At 35.6% G+C, this 18,623-nt stretch carries 17 protein-coding genes; 12 read left to right on the top strand and 5 right to left on the bottom strand.

The window, feature by feature from the left end; translation table 11 throughout:
- Positions 1–29: 29 nt before the first annotated feature.
- The 4 genes from EKM63_RS01550 to EKM63_RS01535 all read left to right on the top strand — a co-directional run bounded on the left by EKM63_RS01550 (position 30) and on the right by EKM63_RS01535 (position 3,823).
- Positions 30–530 (top strand): hypothetical protein, encoded by a 501-nt coding sequence (locus EKM63_RS01550; protein WP_125703031.1) that lies wholly within the window; start codon positions 30–32, stop codon positions 528–530.
- Complete coding sequence (locus tag EKM63_RS01545) at positions 527–1,825, top strand: glycosyltransferase family 2 protein (protein WP_125703029.1); 1,299 nt, start codon at positions 527–529, stop codon at positions 1,823–1,825. Before EKM63_RS01550 ends, EKM63_RS01545 begins: the two co-directional genes overlap by 4 nt.
- A 175-nt stretch (positions 1,826–2,000) precedes the next feature.
- Entirely contained in the window at positions 2,001–2,519 is a 519-nt protein-coding gene (locus tag EKM63_RS01540) for a hypothetical protein (protein ID WP_125703027.1), read from the top strand.
- Positions 2,516–3,823: a glycosyltransferase family 2 protein gene (locus EKM63_RS01535; protein WP_125703025.1), complete on the top strand. Its 1,308-nt coding sequence runs from the start codon at positions 2,516–2,518 to the stop codon at positions 3,821–3,823. The genes EKM63_RS01540 and EKM63_RS01535 overlap by 4 nt, the downstream gene beginning before the upstream one ends.
- 39 nt (positions 3,824–3,862) lie before the next feature.
- Here the strand turns inward: EKM63_RS01535 and EKM63_RS01530 are convergent, their stop codons facing one another.
- From EKM63_RS01530 to EKM63_RS01520, 3 genes are all read right to left on the bottom strand, one after another.
- Positions 3,863–4,507, bottom strand: a complete 645-nt coding sequence (locus EKM63_RS01530) for a hypothetical protein (RefSeq protein WP_125703024.1) — start codon at positions 4,505–4,507, stop codon at positions 3,863–3,865.
- Entirely contained in the window at positions 4,508–4,888 is a 381-nt protein-coding gene (locus tag EKM63_RS01525; RefSeq protein WP_125703022.1) for a hypothetical protein, read from the bottom strand.
- A 198-nt stretch (positions 4,889–5,086) separates the two neighbouring features.
- Positions 5,087–6,190, bottom strand: coding sequence for a lactate oxidase (locus tag EKM63_RS01520; protein ID WP_125703020.1), 1,104 nt, complete (start codon positions 6,188–6,190; stop codon positions 5,087–5,089).
- Between the two features lie 197 nt (positions 6,191–6,387).
- Here EKM63_RS01520 and EKM63_RS01515 point away from each other — a divergent pair, with 197 nt between their 5' ends.
- Positions 6,388–7,170, top strand: coding sequence for a hypothetical protein (locus tag EKM63_RS01515; RefSeq protein ID WP_125703018.1), 783 nt, complete (start codon positions 6,388–6,390; stop codon positions 7,168–7,170).
- A 68-nt stretch (positions 7,171–7,238) separates the two neighbouring features.
- Positions 7,239–7,739, top strand: coding sequence for a DoxX family protein (locus EKM63_RS01510; RefSeq protein WP_125703016.1), 501 nt, complete (start codon positions 7,239–7,241; stop codon positions 7,737–7,739).
- Between the two features lie 30 nt (positions 7,740–7,769).
- Here EKM63_RS01510 and EKM63_RS01505 read toward each other — a convergent pair whose 3' ends face one another.
- Positions 7,770–8,561, bottom strand: coding sequence for an SHOCT domain-containing protein (locus EKM63_RS01505; protein WP_125703014.1), 792 nt, complete (start codon positions 8,559–8,561; stop codon positions 7,770–7,772).
- 212 nt (positions 8,562–8,773) lie between these two features.
- Between EKM63_RS01505 and EKM63_RS01500 the strand changes: the two genes are divergently transcribed.
- The 5 genes from EKM63_RS01500 (at position 8,774) to EKM63_RS01480 (ending at position 15,321) form a co-directional block, all read left to right on the top strand.
- Entirely contained in the window at positions 8,774–9,742 is a 969-nt protein-coding gene (locus EKM63_RS01500) for a LacI family DNA-binding transcriptional regulator (protein WP_125703012.1), read from the top strand.
- Between the two features lie 276 nt (positions 9,743–10,018).
- Positions 10,019–11,305, top strand: coding sequence for an SLC45 family MFS transporter (locus EKM63_RS01495; RefSeq protein ID WP_125703446.1), 1,287 nt, complete (start codon positions 10,019–10,021; stop codon positions 11,303–11,305).
- Positions 11,306–11,318: 13 nt separating this feature from the next.
- Positions 11,319–13,574, top strand: coding sequence for a glycoside hydrolase family 65 protein (locus EKM63_RS01490; RefSeq protein WP_125703010.1), 2,256 nt, complete (start codon positions 11,319–11,321; stop codon positions 13,572–13,574).
- 59 nt (positions 13,575–13,633) lie between these two features.
- A complete protein-coding gene (pgmB, locus tag EKM63_RS01485) occupies positions 13,634–14,317 on the top strand; it encodes a beta-phosphoglucomutase (protein WP_125703008.1) in 684 nt (227 codons plus the stop codon).
- Complete coding sequence (locus tag EKM63_RS01480; RefSeq protein WP_125703006.1) at positions 14,317–15,321, top strand: aldose epimerase family protein; 1,005 nt, start codon at positions 14,317–14,319, stop codon at positions 15,319–15,321. Before pgmB ends, EKM63_RS01480 begins: the two co-directional genes overlap by 1 nt.
- Before the next feature lie 37 nt (positions 15,322–15,358).
- On the opposite strand, the gene EKM63_RS01475 is transcribed toward EKM63_RS01480, so the two are convergent.
- Positions 15,359–16,006 carry a hypothetical protein gene (locus EKM63_RS01475; protein WP_125703004.1) on the bottom strand — a complete coding sequence of 216 codons (648 nt, stop codon included), beginning with the start codon at positions 16,004–16,006 and terminating at the stop codon, positions 15,359–15,361.
- A 329-nt stretch (positions 16,007–16,335) separates the two neighbouring features.
- Between EKM63_RS01475 and EKM63_RS01470 the strand changes: the two genes are divergently transcribed.
- Positions 16,336–18,540 (top strand): Tex family protein, encoded by a 2,205-nt coding sequence (locus tag EKM63_RS01470; protein WP_125703002.1) that lies wholly within the window; start codon positions 16,336–16,338, stop codon positions 18,538–18,540.
- The last annotated feature ends 83 nt before the right edge of the window (positions 18,541–18,623 follow it).

Here is an 18,623-nt window from a genome sequence, read left to right as displayed (position 1 = left end):
TAGGGGAGTTAAAGTTATGGGTGAGTAATATGAGATCAAAAGACTCGATGAGGAGATTTATCCATGACCCTTATTTTGAGAAGGGCCACTGGATTTTCAAAATACGTCAAACTATCTTGACCATTTTGGCTTGGATTGTTTTACTTGTTCCCGTTTACTGGACTTTTTCCGCAACAGTTTTCATAACTAAGAGTTTTAAGGGAACAATTTGGTCAGTTAATCAGGGAAGGGACATGTTCTATTCGTTTGCACGGTTTTTGGGTGGAGCATTTATTGTACTGTTTATTATTACCTTGTCATTTACGTTCTATAATAACTATTACACCAAGCATCACGTAAAAAAACATGCAATCTATGATGAAAACAGACTTCTAGAACGTCGTGAAGCAATCAAAGATTTTTACACTCAAGAATTCGGTGAGAGAAGTATCAGAAGAAACCAAATTAGATATTATTCCGTTAATCCACAACAGAATTTCGACGTAGGTGCTATACATAAAATTTATGAGAAATTCGAGGCCAAAAAATGACAATTCACACAGGTATTCAGAGTTTTGATGCTTTCGTAAATTTTTTGTTGTTAATATTTGTATCTTATCCAATACTGGGAGCTTTTTGCTGGTTAATAGGATTAATGTGTTATCAATTAATTTATAGGCATCGAATTGTTAATTACAATAAAATGAGTCAAAAGGATGAGCCTTTCATCACAATCATGATTCCGGCACACAATGAGGAAATAATGATTGAACAAACTATTAATTATTTGATGAATAACTTAAATTACACGAATTATGAAGTTCTTGTTGTTGATGATGGATCAAAGGATCGAACACCTGAGATTCTTCAGAGGCTCATGATAAAGTATCATAATTTGAAAGTTGTCAGAATCGAAAAGAACCAAGGTAAAGCACATGCATTTAATATTGGTCTAGCTTTTACTAAGGGTGAATTTGTTTTGAGTAATGATGCTGATACGATTCCAGAACCTGATGCACTTTGGAAGTATATGAATTATTTTGATGCTAAAAATGGTAAAAATATTGCTGCCGTCACAGCAAATATGGATGTTCAAAATCGTGATACAATCATCGCCAAATCACAGACAGTTGAATTTGCCAGCATCGTCGGCGTTATCAAACGTAGTCAAGTCGGTGTATTTGGCAATATGTATGCATACAGTGGCGCCAATACCATGTATCGTCGTGACGCTTTGATTGATGTTGGATTGTTTCGTCAAGATAGGGCTACTGAGGATATCAGTATCGCCTGGGACCATCAAATCAGTGGTTGGTCAACAGTATTTGCACCTAATATTTTCTTCTATATGAACGTTCCTGATAACCTAAGAAGTTTATTTCATCAAAGACAAAGATGGGCAAAAGGCGGTACAGAGGTGTGGTTATCCAACTTTTGGAACATCTTTACACATCCCTTCAGGTTTTCTAGACAAATAGCATTTATGATCGACAATACGTTTAGTATCACGTGGTCTTTCTTCTATTTCCTGACACTAATTTTATTCTGCCTTTCATTTGCGGAATTTTTGGTAACTGGAAACTATGATCAACTGGCGTTTATGTTTGCAATGTCATTCATTTTCGTGACATTTGAAATGTTTGCAGGGCTTTTGCAACTAAGTTCAGCTTTAATAGTTGATGATCGTGCGAGAAAATTTAAGTACTTGATTTTCATGCCATTCTATTCATTGATATATTGGCAAGTAAATTCCTTAGCTGTGGTTACAACCTTTATTCCTGCGATTCAAACTATTCGAGGACATGGCAATGGTACATGGGTCAGTCCCACAAGACATCTTCAATAATTGGCTTATTAATAATATTGACCTTTGAGACTTCAATAATGAAATCCTGAGGTCTTTTTTATTTTCAAATAGTTGGTTATTTTTATCGAAATATTGATTTTGATAAAGGAACATTTTCATACTATAATGAAAATAGTTTTTGCATATAAAAATTTCATTATTTAGGGGGAATAATATGAAAGCAAGTACTGAGATGGAGGACGTTGAGAAACTTGAAAAGTACGTCAATGATCCGTTCTTCGAAAAAGGTCATTTTTGGCTGAAATTTCGACAAATCATTTTAACGATAATTTCGTGGATATTTGTTGTTGTGCCAGTATATTGGACCTTATCAGCCACGGTTTTCGTCAACAAGAACTTCATGAGAACTGTTTGGTCCTATGCTGAAGGAAGAGATATTTTTTATTCATACGGACATTTCTTCATAATTGCGTTCATCGTATTGGCAATCGTAACTATTCTGTTCACGTTGCATAATAATCACTATACAAAGCAACACGTGAAAAAGATTACCAACTATGATGAAAAAAGATTGATGGCACGTCGTAATGCTATCAAGGATTTCTACACTGAGGAGTTTGGTGAGGTCAATAACAGACGTAACAACGTTAGGTATTATTCAGTTTCACCACAACAAAATTTGGATGTAGATACGATCGATAAAATCTATAAACAATTTGAGGAGACAAAATGAACGTACATACGGGGATTTCAACTTTTGATGCTGTAGTTAATTTTCTACTGTTGATACTAGTTTCATACCCAATTTTGGGTGCATTCTGTTGGTTCATTGGTGTCATCTGTTATCAAACAATATATAGACACAGAATAACGGAATACGAAGAAATTGATCATTCAATTCAACCTTTCGTTACAATTATGATTCCGGCTCATAATGAGGAAGTCATGATTGAAAGTACGATTGATTATTTAATGAATGATTTAGACTATAAAAACTACGAAATTTTAGTAACAGACGATGGTTCAACCGATTCCACTCCAGAAATTTTGGATAGGTTGATGAAAAAGTACAAGAATTTACGAGTAGTTAGAATTGAGAAAAACCAAGGTAAAGCTCATGCATTCAATATTGGTGTAGCTTTTGCTAAAGGTGATTTTATTTTGAGTAATGATGCTGACTCAATTCCAGAGCCAGATGCTTTATGGAAATATATGAACTACTTCTATAAGGAAGACGGGAAGAACATTGCTGCTGTTACTGCAAATATGGATGTCCAAAACAGAGATACAATTATTGCAAAATCACAAACTGTTGAGTTTTCAAGTATCGTGGGTGTTATCAAACGTAGCCAAATTGGTGTCTTTGGTAACATGTATGCGTATAGCGGTGCCAATACAATGTATCGTCGTGACGCTTTGATAGATGTCGGCTTATTTAGACAGGACCGTGCCACTGAAGATATTAGTATTGCATGGGACCATCAAATTAGTGGATGGGCAACTGTATTTGCTCCAAATATTATGTTTTACATGAACGTTCCTGACACGTTGAAGAGTTTGTATCACCAGAGAAAGCGTTGGGCCAAAGGTGGAACAGAAGTATGGTTAACAAACTTTTGGAAAATCGTTCTTCATCCATTCAAATACACTAAACAATTGGCGTTTATCGTCGATCAGACGTTAAGTATCATCTGGTCACATTTCTATTTCTTAACGTTGATATTGTTTTTGATTTCATTAATTCAATTTATTTTCGTGGGGAATTATGAACGAGTGTTCCACATGTTCGCGATGTCCTTTATTTTTGTGACATTTGAAATGTTTGCCGGATTATTACAACTAGGTTCGGCATTGATAGTTGATGATCGAGGGCGTAAATTTAAATATCTAATGTTTATGCCGTTCTACACTCTGATTTATTGGCAGGTAAATGCTTTGTCTGTTGTAACAACATTTATCCCAGCTATAAAGACAATCATGGGATATGGACAAGGTACGTGGGTAAGTCCGACCCGAAACGTTAAACAAGAAGAATAAAAATTAATAGACTATCCAATTTGCTGGATAGTCTATTTTCTATGGTAAATTCAAGTTGATATCGTAATTATGTGTGTAATCTTCATCTGCGTTATCTGAGGTATCATAATCAGCATCAAATTGTAGTTTTATCTTAGTGATGTCGCTGACCTTTGATATGTTTTTGATGGGGAAGATCAGGTCGCCTTCTTTTTTGACTGATTTTTCAATTGCACCACCCCAATTAGTTTTGAACTCGGAGATACCAGTCAAAATTCCTTTTGTTTCGCTACTTATATTGGTCGATAGGGTACCTTGTCCAGGAAAAGTTTTGATATCTCTCGATGGTGTTATGATTAGGTGGAGTATCACCATCCCATTAGCTTCTGAAGGTTTTCCATTTTCGTTTTTGAACGTATCCAGTTTTAATATTTTTGCCTCGGTAATAGCAACTTTTGTGGGTGTCCAGCTGTCATCCATAAAATTTAATTTATAGATTCGGTGATTTTTTATTTTTATCTTCGCACCATTAAATGTTAAGGAATTATTATTGATTTTTCCATTTGTATGAGCGGTGGTTTGTCCGTTGGAACTAGCCGTTTTGGATGAATTAAGCATATGAAGTGCTGTTCCAACTAGCATGATACTAACGGCAGTGTAGATTAACCAAAACCACCATGTCTTATAAAATACTTTTGATTCCATCTATTTGTCCTCATTCAAATTTAATTGCTTTTTAAGCGGTTCTTTAATTAGCGTGAACACAATTGCCACTAGTAAAATAAGTATCGCAGGAAAGGCGAAAGAAGGGCTTAGTAAGAAAGTTCCATTACCGGTCATACCCAAAATTGGTCCAATTTTTGTGATGTGACAATCTTTATGACGATCCATTTGAAAAGTATTAATCAGAAATCCAATTCCAGCGACTACATAAAAGAAAATCCAAACAGGACTAATTTGGAATGTCTCGCTCAGAAAGTTTTTATTAAAACTACTATGGAACATAAATAACCATGCTGAACTGAAAACTAAACAACTGATAATATCTGTTAATGCTGTAATATGATTGAATTTTGGATTCAACATGATTTTCCTCTCCAATGAAATGTTGCTGTTAAATCAATTTTAAAGGAAATGATGGTTGAAACAATAAGTAAATGTTGCCAAAAATAATTCCATAAAAACGTTTTATATAGTTATTAATTAATACAAATAAGCCAAACATAATTTTATATGTTTGGCTTATTTTGGTAGTTTTCTATATTAAAAATTTATATCAATTAATTATTTTTGAATCAATTTTGCATGTTTAACATCTTCAATGGTCTTTGTACCAGCAAGTTGCATAACAGTCTTAAATTCGTCATTCAAATGTTCAACAACTGAATACACACCGTCGGCTCCTCCAAGTGCAAGTCCATAAATGATTGGTCTTGCTAAGGCAACCATATCAGCACCGCTTGCTAGAGCTTTGAAAACATGTGATCCACGACGGATACCACTGTCAAAGATAACAGGAACTTTATGATTTACTGCTTTAGCGATATCTGCCAAAACATCAAATGAAGCGGGTCCACCGTTTAGTTGTCTACCACCATGGTTAGAAACGTATACACCGTCGGCACCAGCACCAATGGCAAGTAGCGCATCTTCTGGAGATTGGATACCTTTCACAACTACAGGTAAGTCTGTTAAATCTTTGATACGTTTGACATCTGCTGGACTGATTTTTTGAGCAGCAGCTGCATATATTTCACCGATTACTTTACCTTTACCGGCGCCTGAACTGAATTTTTCTAGGTTTGCCATTGGAAGTGGAAATTGGAATTTATTGATAATATCAGCTTCTCGATATCCATCGATCGTGGCATCAGAAGTTAGCAAGATGGCCTTTGCTCCAACTCGCTTTGCTTCTTTCAATAGACTTTCATTGAAGTCCCAATCTTTACTCATGTACAATTGGAAAAATTGTGGTGCACCGTTTCCAGCTTCAGCTGTGTCGGCAATAGTTGTTGATGCGTAAGTACTTTGCGACATAATAGTGCCTGCCTTAGCGATCCCACGAGCAGTATCTTTTTCTGCTTGAGAATGCGCTAAACCTTGAGCTGCCGACGGTGATGTCATGATTGGCATCTTAACATTGATCCCAAAAATTGAGGTGTCTGTTTGTGGGTCATCAATATCGCTTAAAACTCTGGGAATAATTTGAACGTGGTCAAAAGCTTTGGTATTTTCACGTAAAGTCCATTCATCCTCGGAACCACCGCTGATATAGCCAAAACCACCAGTAGGAATAATTTTCTTTGCCTCTTTTTCCAGACTTGGAAGATTTAAAATATCTAATTTCTTCTCATTGTCACTTTGTGTATAACCATTAATTTCTGTCATGTTTGATCCCTCCGTCATTCTTAACGTGATCAATTTAGCATTACAAATATTATTATTCAAATGATTGTTCTCCTAATTTCGAATTAATTAATTTATACATAAAAGTCAGTCTCTTTGGGAAAAATTATTAATAGTTAGTTTAAATAAATACTTTAAAGTGAGAAAATTAAATTAATTAGAAATAGTGAGATGAGAACATGTCTGATCAAAGAGTTAATTTGGCGAGTAAAGTAGGACAACGATTATGGTTTTCTGGAACGGTCGGTGAATTTACGCATAAGAGAACTAAGGGCGGTGGTAAGGGTCCAGTGTTACTTCTTAAAGATATTGATGAAGTGGATAAAAAAGGTCGAACAATCAATCCGGATGTTACTGATCATGTTTGGGTCAATGCGAATAAATCTGTATTTGGGATTGGTAAAGAAGTAATGCCAGACGATATTCTGATGTTTACTGCAATTGTTAAACCATATGGAATAGTTCGAGAAGATGTTATTAATAAGCGTGATGCCGTGGTAGAAGCGGCAAAGGAAAACAACGCTAATATCTTTAGCAATTATCGTGAGGACTATCTCGATTGGAAAGACAGTTGGCAAGATGTACTTGAAGCTAACAATCAAGCTAAACAACAAATGCAGCAGGGTGTGATCGACAGGAAAACATTTCAGCAGATAGAAAAAAATAATATTGATGCATATAAGTCTGCTCAACCCAATGGGGTGGCCGTTAAAGAGAAAGAAAATTCTAATAGAAATAAGGCTCAAGCCAAGAAAAAATCACTTAAGTTAGTTGATTTTGAATTGGAAGACTTACAAGATGTTAAATTTTTAAAAGAAAAAAGATTATATCACGGGTGGACGAGATTAAAAATCTCCAAAGATGATATTTCCAGGATTAAATTTACCAAATTTCTCGCTGCCAGAAGTTTTGCCTATCGAGATGGTAAGTCGTTCGATGAATTTGAAAATTATAAGAAATAATAATTTGCGTATGAAAACTATTCGTATATAATGAAAACGTTATCTTTTTTTTAGAGGAGGGAAACGTTTTGGTTAAATTTTTACGAAATAACAAAATAGCTTCAATCTTGTTAGCAATTGTCCGTATTTATTTAGGTATCAAGTGGACATTATCAGGTTGGGGTAAAATCACTGGAGGCTTTTCAGAAGCAACAAAAGGGATGCTTTCTGGAGTAGTCAAAAACCCAGTTAAAGGGCCATCTGGTGATGTTGTATATCCATGGTTCAACGATATGATCCATTCAGTTTTTTTACCACATTATCAAGGGATGAGCGTCATGATCTCCTGGGGTGAATTCTTAGTTGGATTAGGTCTTATATTTGGATGTTTAACTACTGCGGCTGCATTTTTCGCACTGTTGATGAACTTTTCATATTTGCTTGCGGGTACAGTTTCTGTAAATCCAGAATATATTTTCCTTGAGTATTTCATTCTTATTGCTGGTCTCAATGCCGGTAAAATCGGTTTAGACTACTGGGTAATTCCTTGGGTAAGAACACACATTTTTAGAAAAAAGAAATCTGCATAAACAAAGGACCATCCATTTGGATGATCCTTTTTAAATTCCTAGTAGTTGTTTTTTCTTCGCTTCAAATTCTGATGATGTAATGATGCCATCATTGTGCAGAGATTTTAGTTCTCTCAAAGATTTTTCAAGACTAATATTATTTACCGTATGAATGGCAGATGATTCATTTGGCCATCTTTTAAATCCACTAATGGCGCTGTTCATCATACTATTAATATTGCCTTCACAATAAACTTTTTCTTTTGTTTCGACATTAAGCAGTACTAATTTTCCCAATGTTGCAAGTTCCACGGTTTTTTCTTTAGTTTGAGATTTGGAAACCCGTTTATGTTTGAAGACAGGTGCAAGATGTTTATTTTTCGAAGTTCCGGTAGTAGTATACGTTGTTTCATATCTGGGACCAGACCAATCGTATTCTATAAGCTTATATTTCTCAGATGGATCGGGTTGATAGTCGATAGAGAAATAGAGTAGTTGATCTTCAGTCTGACGAATCTTGGTTGCTCCACCCACTGGCATTCCATTAGTAGCTTCAAAGTTTACTGAATTAAACTTTTCTTTTTGTTGGAGTAGGTATTCCTCAGAATCAAGTTTACTGGATTCCTTAAAAATTCGTTTCTCATCATCAGTTAACGGTCTTTTTAAAGCAATTTTCTTGGAAATCTTTGCTAGAGCAAATTTGCTGATTCGTTTGTCATTCATTACGTATTTGTTTCTTGTTACTTGAGGTAAATATTTTCTGATCAGGTGCCATCTGTAAATTAAAAATCCAATCAAAACATAGAATCCTAAAACTAAAAGCATTGTTAAAGTTTGTTCCATACAGTTTTGACGCTCCAATATGTTATTTGGTGATTTTATTCCGAGATGATTTTACCATGATAAGATTTGGAAAATAAAATTATAAAGCCTCATATAACAACTTCTTTAATTGATTATGTGTATTAACATAAGTTAATTTATCACTTGCTTAACAAAATATTTAGATTAAAGTAGTATGTTATAAATAGAGTAGATGAAATAGGGGTGATAACTTGGTAACTATTAGGGATATCGCTAAAGAAGCCGGTGTATCACCATCAACTGCTTCTCGTGCGTTAAATAATAATCCACACATAAGTAAAGATACAATCGATAAAATACAAGGTATTGCTGATAAGCTTGGATATTTGCCAGACTATAATGCAAAGAATCTGACAACAGGTGAGGCAAGTGCTGTCGGAGTCGTTTTCCCAGTCGGGGGAGAAAGTATTACTGGTAATCCGTTCTTTATCAATGTTTTAAGTGGAATTAATATCGAGCTGATCAAACGTGGTTATGCATTGTCGGTCGCTATTGCCAAAACTTCTGAAGAACTAAAAAAGAACGTTAAATCGATGATATATCAAAGCAAAATCAAGCGATTTGTTTTGTTATATTCTCAAGAAAATGATCCAATTGCACAATTCTTACGTGATAATAATTTAAGATTCATTGTCATTGGGCAGCCAATTAAATCTAATGATTATTACGTTGATAACAATAATGTCGATGTTGGAGTAGGAGCAACTGAGGCCTTGCTACAAAAGCCATCTCCTTCAAACATCACCTTTGTTCACTCTAAGGAAAATTGGATTTATGAACAACAACGATACCAAGGATTTCAAAAAGTAGTTAAGGAGAAGCACATCAAGTTTAATGAGGTTGCAATGAATGCTGATGATATGGATAGTCTTGAGGATAAGATAAAATCGCAACCAGACGTTGATGGAATAATAGCTACTGATGATTTAAACGCAATCGGCTATTTTGATGAATTCCACAAAATTTTCCCGAACAAGAAACCAAAGCTAATGGGATTTAATAATTCACTGCCGTCTATTTTGTTAAAAAGCAATTTTCAAACAGTTGATCTTTTTCCGGAACAGATGGGAATAAAGTCGGTATTATTACTTTTTAGTGATACTGAAGATCCGGATATTGACAAAAAACGACATTTACTTGTTGCATATAAAATAATTTAAAACTGATCAAATAAAAATTTGACCAGTTTTTTTGTCTCTTAAAACGCTTACAAATAGGCATTTTATGAAAATAATTGATTAGTAAGTTGCAACATTCTTTGTAAAATTAATCACATAAATTTAATGCAAACGGTTGCATAAATATGAAAACGGTTTTATAATGCAAACCATAGATTAATAAGTCATCAGAAATGAGGGGGAGTCATCGTGTCAGACAATAAACAAAAAACACAAGATGGTGCTGGTTTGCCAAAACTATCTTCAAATACTATCTGGATGCTCAGTTTAGGTTTCTTGGGTGTTCAAATGGCCTTCACACTACAAAGTTCTCAAATGAGTCGTATTTTTCAGACTATTGGAGCTGATCCAAATAACTTAGGTTGGTTCTTCATTTTGCCACCATTAGCTGGTTTGATCGTCCAACCTATCGTTGGTTACTATTCAGATAGGACATGGGCACCAAAACTCGGTGGTAGACGGCTTCCATATTTGATTTTAGGTACAGTCGTTGCTGCTATCGTTATGTTTTTACTGCCTAACTCAGGTTCATTAGGTTTCGGTTATGGTTCGATGGCAGCGTTGTTGTTCGGTGCAATTACAGTTGCCTTTCTTGATTTATCTTCAAATATCGCCATGCAACCATTTAAGATGATGGTCGGTGATATGGTAAACGATGATCAAAAGAGTTATGCATACGGTATTCAAAGTTTTCTATCAAATACCGGTGCAGTTATCGCTGCAATTTTCCCATTCGTCTTAACAGCATTTGGTCTTGCTAACACTGCTAAGAAGGGTGTGGTACCACAGTCAGTTATTTGGTCGTTCTATCTCGGTGCAGTTATTCTGGTTATTTCAACAGTAATTACAATTATGAGAGTTAAAGAATATGACCCTGCAACGTATGCTAAGTATCACGGTATTTCAGAAGATGCCAATAAGACTGGTGGTAACTGGTTAGCACTTTTGAAGAAAGCACCTAAAGTATTCTGGACTGTTACATTAGTTCAATTCTTCTGCTGGATGGCATTCCAATATTTATGGACATATTCAGCTGGTGCAATTTCAGTTAACGTTTGGAATACAGCTAACGCTAGCTCATCAGGCTATCAAGCTGCTGGTAACTGGTATGGTGTTCTTGCAGCTGTTCAATCGATTGCTGCAGTTGTTTGGTCATATGTTTTGGCCAAAGTTCCTAACAACCATCACAAATTAGGATACGCACTTAGTTTAGTTTTAGGTGCAATTGGTTTCGTGTCAGTATTCTTTATTCATAGCCAATACTTGTTGATTGGTTCATTTATCTTAGTTGGTATGGCATGGGCATCAATGAATACATATCCATTAACAATGATCACAAATGCTCTATCAGGTGAACACATGGGTACATATTTAGGATTATTCAACGGTTCAATTTGTTTGCCACAAATCGTTGCATCATTACTAAGTTTTGCATTATTCCCATTGTTTGGTAATTCACAACCACACATGTTCTTACTTGGTGGAATTATTATGGCTGTCGGTGCATTATCAGTCGGATTGATCAAAGAAACTTATAAAGCTTAAGGAGAAATTTAAAATGAAGAGAATTTTCGAAGTTCAACCTTGGAATGTTTCAACTCACGAATTTAAGCCAGAGGATAAGAGATTACAAGAGTCAATGACCAGCCTTGGAAATGGTTATATGGGCATGCGTGGATTCTTCGATGAAGATTATTCAGGCGATTCATTACCTGGTATTTATATTGGTGGTGTTTGGTATCCTGACAAAACTCGTGTCGGTTGGTGGAAAAATGGTTATCCCAAATATTTTGGAAAAGTTATCAATGCCGTTAATTTCATCAAAATGAATTTCATGATCAATGGTTCAAAATTAGATTTGGCAAATGATGAATTTACTGACTTTGATTTGGATCTGAATTTGAAAAATGGAGTTTTGGTACGTTCGTTCGTAGTAACTAAAGGTGCCGCAAAAGTTCAATTCAATTTTGAAAGATTTTTGAGTGTAGCCCAAAAAGAATTATCCGTTCAAAAAGTAGATATCAAAAATTTATCTGATGCTGAAGTGAAGATTGAGGTCATTTCCGCATTAGATTCAAATGTTAAAAATGAAGATGCTAATTATGATGAACATTTTTGGGAAGTCAGACATATTGATGAAGACAGCTTAGTAGCCGAAACAAAGGCCAATGATTTTGGTACTCCTCGTTTTACTTCAGGTATGCAAGCAGGATATGTGACCAGCTTAGAAAAGACAGATGAGAATGTTGGCGACACTGAGACTTCCATTACTTTCTCAGGTAAATTGAATAAAGATGAAGTCGCAACGATCGAAAAACGTGTAATAGTTGTAACTTCTCGTGACTACGATTCGCAGGACGAATTAATTTCAGCAATGAATGATTTGTCTGCTAAGATTTCAAGCCAGTCATACGATGAATTATTGACTGCACATGAAAACATTTGGGCAGAACGTTGGGAACAGTCTGACGTAAAAATCGAGGGTGACACTGAAGCTCAACAAGGTATGAGATTCAACTTGTTCGGTTTATTTACTACCTATTATGGTGATGATGCCCGTTTGAATATCGGGCCAAAAGGATTCACCGGTGAGAAATATGGTGGGGCAACATACTGGGATACTGAAGCATTTGCCGTTCCAGTTTACTTGGGGATCACAAAACCAGAAGTTACTCGTAACTTGTTGATGTATAGATATAAACAATTAGATGGTGCTTATATCAATGCCCAAGAACAAGGACTAAAAGGTGCATTATTCCCAATGGTTACATTCAACGGAATCGAATGCCATAACGAATGGGAGATCACCTTTGAAGAAATTCATAGAAATGGTGACATCGCATTTGCTATCTATAATTACACTAGATATACCGGTGACAAATCATATGTTCTAAATGAGGGTTCAAAGGTATTAACAGAGATATCGAGATTTTGGGCTGATCGCGTTCACTTTAGTAAACGCAACAATCAGTACATGATCCACGGTGTCACTGGACCAGATGAATACGAAAATAATGTTGATAATAACTGGAATACCAACTATTTGGCACAATGGACACTCAAGTATACATTGGAGATCCTCAAAGAAGTTTCTGCTGATCAAGCCAAAGCATTGAATGTTTCAGACGAGGAAAAGGCAAAATGGCAAGATATTATTGATAAAATGTATCTTCCATACGACAAAGACTTGGATATTTTTGTTCAACATGATGGATTCCTCGACAAAGATTTGGAACCAGTGAGTGCAATTCCAAAGGATCAATTACCAATCAATCAACATTGGTCATGGGACAAAATCCTTCGTTCACCATATATTAAACAAGGGGATGTTCTTCAAGTTATGTACGACTTTATTGATGAATTTACTCCTGAACAAAAGAAACATAATTTTGATTTCTACGAACCAATGACAGTTCATGAATCAAGTTTATCTGCAGCAATTCATTCAGTTATGGCGGCTGACCTTCATTACGAAAAGAAAGCGGTTGAATTCTATGAAAGAACAGCTAGACTAGACTTAGATAACTATAATAATGACACCGTAGATGGTTTACATATAACTTCTATGACTGGTGGCTGGATTGCCATGGTTCAAGGTTTTGCTGGAATGCGTGTTCATAACGATACATTGAGTTACAAACCTTTCTTACCTAAGAAATGGGACAGCTATTCATTTAGACAAGTGTTTAGAGGCCGTGTTATCGAGGTATCAGTGGACAAGCAAGGCTCACATTTTGAATTGATTTCTGGCGATCCGCTAGACATTCTCGTTGATGGAAAACCAACTACATTGGATTCATTGCAAACTAATTAATTATTGATTGGTGTCTGAGTTATTTAATTCAGGCACCTTTTTTGAAAGGGAGTAAGAAAATGGTTAAATTTGAAGACATTAAAGGTTTCGTATTCGATTTAGATGGCGTTATTGCTGATACTTCTGTATACCACTCAAAGGCATGGCATCAACTTGCCGACGAATTAGGTGTTGCTTGGAGTGATGACTTAGCTGAAAACCTCAAAGGTGTCGGCCGTATGGATTCACTTAATTTGATTCTTAAAACTGGCGGCAAAGAAAATGCCTATACAGAAGAAGAAAAAGAGAAATATGCTGCTAAAAAGAATACTAATTATTTAAGTTTGTTGAAAAATATGAACGCTTCTGCGATTTTACCGGGTATTTCTGATTTCTTGAAAACTTTAGAAGAAAATGATTATAGATTATCTTTAGCATCTGCATCAAAAAATTCTCCATTAGTTTTGGAACAATTAGGTTTGGCCAAATACTTTGAAAAACGTGTTGATCCTACGACTTTGAAACATGGGAAACCAGATCCAGAAATATTTGCTCGTGGTGCAGAAGTACTTGGATATAAACCTGAGCAATGTATCGGGATCGAAGATGCAAAAGTCGGTGTAGAATCAATCAATGCAGCCGGTGAAACATCTGTTGGTATTGGTGATCCAAAGATTTTACATGAGGCAGATATTAATTTTACAGATACGACTCAATTAACTCTGGCTAACATTAAAGCCGCAATGAAAGTAGGGGAACATTAATGACGATTTCAGTCAGAAATTTTGGGCAAGTCGATGGTGAAGACGTAAAGCTTTATACAATCGAGAATTCCCATAAAACAAAAATAAGTGTGATGAGTTATGCTGCTACTTGGCAAAACTTTGAAGTAGTAGAAGATGGTGTAACGCATTCATTGATTGCCCATTATGATGACGTTAATGATTATGTTGATAATCCTTACCAAGTTGGAAAAACAGTCGGACGGGTCGCCGGACGAATTGGTAATGCCAAGTTCTCCATTGGAAACAAGGAATTCCATTTATCCGCCAATGAAGGCGACAATTTATTGCATGGCGGAGTCAAAGGTATTCAGACTCATAATTTTGTTGGTACAGTTGATGAAAAGAACAACAGTGTCACTTTCTCAACCACAATGAGGAGTTCAGATGATGAATTTCCCGGTGATTTGGAATTACAAATTACATATTCATTGAGTAAAAATGATGAAGTAACAATTGAATATCAAGGTAAAAGTAATGCTGATACATTATTCAATCCCACTTGTCACGTGTACTTCAATGTATGTGATGACACATCAAATGTCATGGAACAGAAGTTGCAGATCAATGCAGATGAATTTCTAGCAATTTATGGTGACAAGGTCCCAACTGGTAGGAAGCTGCCTATGACCACTGGATATGATTTCAGAACACCTAAGACCATTGGCAAGGGTCTGAGTGATTTGAAAGAAGAAAATCAAAAAGTCGAATTTGATGATTGCTATGTTACTGGAAATTCAAAAACCCCAGTTGCCAGCGTCAGTGGTGATGGTAGAAAAGTTGAATTATATTCTGACCGTAATGGAATTGTGATTTTTACTGCCAATCCTAATGATGCTGAGAAAGCTGATAAACGTGAATATAATAGTTTAGCAATGGAACTTCAAACTCTTCCAGACGCGATAAATCATAAAGATTTTGGTGATATCATATTGCCTGCAAATAAAGAAATTACTTATACAAATAAATACAAGTATGTTAGATAATCAAAAAGGTCACGAATTCGTATTCGTGACCTTTTTTCTACTTACTAATATTGTCTGACCATTTGTATTCCTTGAAATTTGATTTCTTGGAATGACCAACATCAGTTTTTCCAAATTTAACCGTTGAGTAAAGTCCTTTTTTGAGGTTATCGTTTGAAATTGGACCGGCAGCAATCATGATTCCACCAACTCCACATTCTTGTGCAGAATCAATGACCGATTTCTTTTGAGCATTATCTAGTGATAAGAATTCTTTATTGACTTGTACGATGATTTTCTTGTTACCTAAATACTTGATTGATTCAACTTTGTCAGAAAACTTGTAACCAGGATCAACATCACTTTTTCCCGTCAAATGATTTTGGTCATCTTTCAAAGAACTAGCAATCTCATCATTTATTTTCTTAATTTGTGCTTTGCTATCTGAAATGTTTGGATCATTATTTTCTTTTTTCTTTTCCTGTTGTTGCCTGATTGAGGTTGCCTTGATTTCATTGCTTTGTTTCATGTTCAATACCATTAATACTCCAGAAGATGCTAGAAGCATAATACTTAATGCAGTAAAGTATTTTACTGATTTTTTAGATGGGGTGAATTTTGAATTTGTTTTGTCTTTTGTGAATATCCAAAATATTGGTATAACTGCCACTAAAAGACCAATAATCATCATTGTTAAACCTAACATAAGAACTCCTTTTAGATAGATATTGTAGTACCTATGTCTGATTTTACTCGACCTTGTTCAGTGTCTCTATTCTGTTTTTGTATAGTTGATTATTTATTCACTTGTATATTGAAAATTCATTTTTGCTTTTTACTTATATAATCAAATATTAATAATTATCGATGAAGATAGTCAATTCTTGGATTAAGATTTTGAGATAAAAAATGATATAATCGTTAGCGTTGTTTCAAAAAAAGTATGATTTACATTTGGACTTAGAATCGTAATTTTAAGTCAATTTTTATTAGACGAATAAAGATTCAATTGGATTAAAACTGGAGGATAACACCGTGGTAAATATATCAGACAATAATTTAACCGATTTTGCTAAACCCGTTCATCGACAATTGGGCCAGTACAAAGTTCAACAAATTCAATCCGTTCTGGAATTATTAGATGAAGGCAACACAGTACCATTTATTGCACGTTATCGTAAGGAACGTACAGGGACTTTAGACGAAGTCCAAATTCGAGACATTGAGGATGAAGCAAATCGCTTAATGAAATTAAATCAACGTCGCAATGACGTTATTAAGTTGATTCAAGAACAAGGGAAATTGACTCCTAATTTAAAAAAACAACTTGAAGATGCAACTTTAATGCAACAGGTTGAGGATCTGTATCTTCCCTACAAGCAAAAGAAGCAGACTAAAGCCAGCATTGCTCGCGCGGCTGGATTAGAGCCTTTAGCTAATTGGTTGATGAGTTTCCCTTCTGAAGACTTGAATGTCAAAGCTAGATCCTTTATTGATGTAAATAAAAAATTGCCTGATATTGAGTCAGTATGGGCAGGTGTCAATGAAATATTAGCCGAGAAATTCAGTGACAATGCCAGTTTTCGTGAATGGATCAGAAGATACACATGGCAAAATGGTGAATTGGTCAGTAAAGTAAAACGGAGTGCTAAAGAAAAGGATGAAGGTCAAACTTACGAAACATATTACGACTTTCAACAACCACTGAAGCAGATTCCACAATACCGAGTTTTGGCAATTAACCGTGGAGAACGTGAGAAAATATTAACAGTCGGTATTTTGATTGATACTGATGTAATTCTAAATCACGGATATGCTCAAATAGTCGGTAATCATCAGGGTCCAGCTGTTGTAAAAATTAAAGAAGCCTTTGACGATGCGTATAAGCGTTTTCTAGGACCAGCAATTGAAAGAGAAATTCGCCGAAAGCTTACTGACGAGGCAAGTGAACATGCAATACAAATTTTTGGCAGTAACTTGTATCACCTTTTGATGGTATCTCCACTGAAGGGCAAAATCGTCATGGGCTTTGATCCAGCATATAGAACAGGTTGTAAGCTAGCAATCGTAGACGCAAATGGCCGATTTTTAACTAAGCAGGTGATATATCCACATAAGCCTGCCAGTGATGAGAAGCGAGCCGAGGCAAGCATAGAATTTAAAAAGTTACTTGAAGATTATCAAGTTGAAATGATTGCTATCGGGAATGGTACCGCAAGTCGAGAATCTGAAGAGTTTGTCAGTGGGATTTTAAAAACAATCAAACGACCTATTTATTATGTAATTGTTAATGAAGCGGGTGCTTCAGTATATTCTGCTAGTGAAAATGCTCGTTCAGAATTTGGAGATCTTCATGTTGAAGAGCGTTCAGCAATTAGTATTGGCCGTCGCTTGCAAGATCCTTTGGCAGAATTGATCAAAGTTGATCCTAAAGCAATTGGAGTAGGTCAGTATCAGCATGACGTTCCTGAAAAAGATCTGGACCAGCAATTAGATAGAGTCGTAGAAACAGCTGTTAATCAAGTCGGAGTCAATGTTAATACTGCAAGTCCCGAATTGCTGACTCATATTTCTGGTTTAACTACGACTACTGCGAAAAACATCGTTAATTTTAGAAATGAGAACGGTGCTTTTGAAGACCGTAAATCATTAAAAGAAGTTCCGCGACTGGGTCCTAAGGCTTATCAACAGTCAGTTGGATTTTTGCGAATTATTTCTGGAAACAATCCTATCGACAATACTGATATTCATCCCGAAAGTTATACTGCCACACGAAAATTATTAAAAGGGATCGGAATGTCTCCTGAAATGATTGGTACTACTGAGCTTACTCAAAGTTTAGTTAAAGTAAATAAATATGAATGGGCTCAAAAGCTGAATATTGGTGAAGAAACTCTTACTGATATCATTGAAGGATTAAGCAAACCAGGGCGAGACCTCAGAGATAGCATGCCGGCGCCATTGCTCAGACAAGACGTCTTAAAAATGTCTGATCTCAAACCCGGTATGGAACTTCAGGGAACAGTCCGAAATGTAATTGATTTTGGTGCTTTCGTTGATATCGGCGTTAAGCAAGATGGATTAGTTCATATTTCACAACTAGCAGACAGATATGTTAGTGACCCAAGTACCGTAGTAACAATAGGTGATATCGTCACCGTTTGGGTATTAAACGTTGATGAAACTCGCAATCGTATTCAGTTGACCATGCGTAAAGATCAAGTAGGCAATCAAATATGATGAAATTTTATTATGCTAAGTTGGGATTCTCTGGATTTCTGCTATCATAAAAGCTTTGTTATTTTTGTGGCTATTTGTTCCTA

This window comes from Companilactobacillus mishanensis, from assembly GCF_003946505.1.
GTDB lineage: Bacteria > Bacillota > Bacilli > Lactobacillales > Lactobacillaceae > Companilactobacillus > Companilactobacillus mishanensis.
Note: the sequence above shows the minus strand (reverse complement) of the source record. Positions and strands in the feature narration are given on the sequence as shown.

Coding starts and splice junctions, on each gene's coding strand:
- EKM63_RS01550 (WP_125703031.1), top strand. CDS start 30: ATGAGATCAAAAGACTCGATGAGGAGATTTATCCATGACCCTTATTTT.
- EKM63_RS01545 (WP_125703029.1), top strand. CDS start 527: ATGACAATTCACACAGGTATTCAGAGTTTTGATGCTTTCGTAAATTTT.
- EKM63_RS01540 (WP_125703027.1), top strand. CDS start 2,001: ATGAAAGCAAGTACTGAGATGGAGGACGTTGAGAAACTTGAAAAGTAC.
- EKM63_RS01535 (WP_125703025.1), top strand. CDS start 2,516: ATGAACGTACATACGGGGATTTCAACTTTTGATGCTGTAGTTAATTTT.
- EKM63_RS01530 (WP_125703024.1), bottom strand. CDS start 4,507: ATGGAATCAAAAGTATTTTATAAGACATGGTGGTTTTGGTTAATCTAC.
- EKM63_RS01525 (WP_125703022.1), bottom strand. CDS start 4,888: ATGTTGAATCCAAAATTCAATCATATTACAGCATTAACAGATATTATC.
- EKM63_RS01520 (WP_125703020.1), bottom strand. CDS start 6,190: ATGACAGAAATTAATGGTTATACACAAAGTGACAATGAGAAGAAATTA.
- EKM63_RS01515 (WP_125703018.1), top strand. CDS start 6,388: ATGTCTGATCAAAGAGTTAATTTGGCGAGTAAAGTAGGACAACGATTA.
- EKM63_RS01505 (WP_125703014.1), bottom strand. CDS start 8,561: ATGGAACAAACTTTAACAATGCTTTTAGTTTTAGGATTCTATGTTTTG.
- EKM63_RS01495 (WP_125703446.1), top strand. CDS start 10,019: ATGCTCAGTTTAGGTTTCTTGGGTGTTCAAATGGCCTTCACACTACAA.
- EKM63_RS01490 (WP_125703010.1), top strand. CDS start 11,319: ATGAAGAGAATTTTCGAAGTTCAACCTTGGAATGTTTCAACTCACGAA.
- pgmB (WP_125703008.1), top strand. CDS start 13,634: ATGGTTAAATTTGAAGACATTAAAGGTTTCGTATTCGATTTAGATGGC.
- EKM63_RS01480 (WP_125703006.1), top strand. CDS start 14,317: ATGACGATTTCAGTCAGAAATTTTGGGCAAGTCGATGGTGAAGACGTA.
- EKM63_RS01475 (WP_125703004.1), bottom strand. CDS start 16,006: ATGTTAGGTTTAACAATGATGATTATTGGTCTTTTAGTGGCAGTTATA.